2 protein-coding genes are annotated in these 2,746 nt (G+C 75.8%); both read left to right on the forward strand.

Going from position 1 to position 2,746, the window contains the following annotated elements; all coding sequences use genetic code 11:
* Positions 1-1,009, forward strand: a 1,009-nt coding sequence (locus ACTUAL_RS07725; protein WP_440899762.1) for a lycopene cyclase family protein, incomplete at its 5' end; no start/stop codon positions are given.
* A 42-nt stretch (positions 1,010-1,051) separates the two neighbouring features.
* Positions 1,052-2,746, forward strand: a 1,695-nt coding sequence (locus tag ACTUAL_RS07730) for an EAL domain-containing protein (protein ID WP_440899763.1), incomplete at its 3' end; no start/stop codon positions are given.

Below are 2,746 nucleotides of genomic sequence, written 5' to 3' on the forward strand. Positions count from 1 at the left end.
GGAGGTGGCGCTGGTGGACCCGCGTCCCGAGCGGCCGTGGCGGGCCACGTACGCGGCGTGGTCGGACGAGCTGCCCGAGGGGACGCCGGTGGTGACGCGGTCGCGCGCGCGGGCGTTCTCCACGGCCGAGCACGTGCTGGAGCGCGAGTACTCGGTGCTGGACAACGCCCGCCTGTGGGAGCTCCCCCCTGAGGTCCAGGTCCTGCGCGCGCGCGGGGTCGCGCGCGCGGAGGGTCGGGTGCGCCTCGCGGACGGCCGGGTGCTGCGGGCCCGGCGGGTCGTGGACGCGACCGGGTCGCGGGGTGGCCGGGCGGCGCAGACGGCGCTGGGCGTGGTGGTGGGGCAGGCCGAGGCGGAGCCGTTCGTCGCCCCCGGCGAGGCGGTGATCATGGACTGGCGCCGCCCGCCGTCCGCGACCACGGGCGACCCGACGTTCCTGTACGCGGTGCCGCTGGGCCCGGACCGGGTGCTGCTGGAGGAGACCTCGCTCGCCCGCGCGCCCGGTCTGCCGCTGGCGGAGCTGCGGCTGCGGCTGCGGTCGCGGTTGGACGCGCACGGCGTCCGGATGCCGTCCGCCGAGGAGCGGGTGCGCATCCCGCTGGACGCGCCGAAGGCCGAGGACGGGTTCGGCGCGGGCGGCGGCCTGGTGCACCCGGCGACGGGGTACGGGGTGGCGACCGCGCTGCGGCTGGCGCCGGTGGTCGCGGACGCGCTGGCGGCGGGTGAGGGGCCGGAGGTGCTGTGGACGCAGGAGACGAGAATGGTGCACGCGCTGCGACTGCGCGGTCTCACCGCGTTGCTGTCGCTGGCGCCTCGGGAAATCCCGGAATTCTTTCACCGGTTTTTCCAATTGCCGGTGGAGAACCAGCGGGAGTACCTCTCGCACCGCGATGACCTGCGCGGACTCACCTCAACAATGTTGATCTTGTTCCGCTCCTCCCCCTGGCGGGTGCGGGCCTCGCTGGCGGGTTCGGTGTTCTTCGGCCAAAGCTTGTTGAACAGCGGGTGAACCCCCTCGGCAAACGCCCCGCCCGGGGGGAGGATCGGGGGCGTGCCTGCCCTGCTGGACGATGTCCGATTCGCCTTCCAGCCCCTGTTCAACCTGAACACCGGCGGGGTCGTCGCGGTCGAGGCCCTGGCCCGCCCGCACGACGGCACCGCGCTCGACCTGCTCCAGGCGGCGTTCCGCGCCGGGTACCTGGTGGACGCGGACGTCGCGCTCGCCTGCCGGGCGGTCCGGCACGCGGCCGAGCACGAGTTCGGGCTGCCGCTGCACGTCAACCTCATGTCGATGACCGTCGCGGAGCAGCCGGAGAAGCTGGAGCCGCTGCTGCGCGCGCTGCACGAGGTCGGCCGCTCCCCCGACCGCCTGGTCGTGGAGCTGGGCGTGCCGTACACGCGCACCCCGCGCAAGGCGCTGCTGGCGGGCGTGCGGTGGCTGCGCGACGCGGGCGTGCGGGTGGCGCTGGACGGGGTGGGCGACGGCGACGTGCCGCTCGCGCTGCTCACCGACGTGGCCCCGGACCAGCTCAAGCTGGACCGGGGCATCGTCGTCGGCCTGCCCGACGACGGCGGCCGGGCGGCGCTGCTGACCGCGCTGCTGGGCGTGTGCGAGCAGACCGGCTCGGTGCTGGTGGCCGAGGGCGTGGAGACCGAGGCGCAGCTGGCCGCGCTGCGGCGGGCCGGGGTGCGGATGGCGCAGGGCGACCTGCTGGCGCCCGCGCGGCGGCGGCCGGACGTGGCCGCGACGATCCCGACCGCGCTCGTCGAGCCCGCCGACCCGGACGCGGTGGCGCGCACGTCGCCGAACCTGCGGCTGGCCGGGCCGAGCGTGACCGACTTCCTGCACCCGGCGACGACCCTGCCCGAGGCGGCGACCGCCGAGGAGGTGCGGGAGGTGCTGGCCGCGCAGCCGTCGGTGACCGGCGTGGTGCTGGTCGACGGGCAGGGCAGGCCGTCGTGGACGTTGGAGCGCAACCGGTTCCTGCTCGCGGTGACCGGCCCGTTCGGGCACGCGCTGCACGCCAACCGGGAGGCGTCGCGGCTGGCGGACCGGCCGAGGGCGGTGGGGGCGCGGTTCAGCGCGCTGGAGCTGCTGGAGGTCGTCACGCACGGGGACCGGGAGCGGGCGAACGACGACCTGGTCGTGGTGGACGAGGACGACAGGTGCCTCGGCGTGGTGCGGGTGGCGGACGTGGTGCGCGGGGTCGCCGAGCTGAAGGTGGAGCAGGCGGCGTCGATGAACCCGCTGACCCGGTTGCCCGGCAGCGAGTCGATCGCGCGCGAGGTGGAGCGGCGGGTGCTGGCGGGTGAGGTGTTCGCCGTGGGCTGGCTGGACGTGGACTCGTTCAAGGGCGTGAACGACCGGGCCGGGTTCGCGGCGGGCGACGACCTGATCCGGGCGGTGGGCAGACGGCTGGCCGAGTGGGCGGCCGGGCTGCCGACGGTGCGGGTGGGCCACGTGGGCGGGGACGACTTCCTGCTGGTGGCGGGCCTGGACGAGCTGGTCGGGTTCGGGGCCGGGGTGCTGGACTCGGAGTTCGGCGTCGACGGGCTGCGGGTGACGCTGTCGCTGGCGACGCTGGTGTGCGCGACCGGGTCGGTGGGGTCGTACCGCGAGGTGTCGCGGCTGCTGGCCCCGCTCAAGCGGCAGGCGAAGTCGCTGAGCGGGTCGAGCTGGGTGCTGGGCAGGCCGGGCACGGACCGGGTGGACGTGCTGCGCGGCGGACCGCACCTCGCGGTCGGC

It is taken from the genome of Actinosynnema sp. (assembly GCF_052038725.1).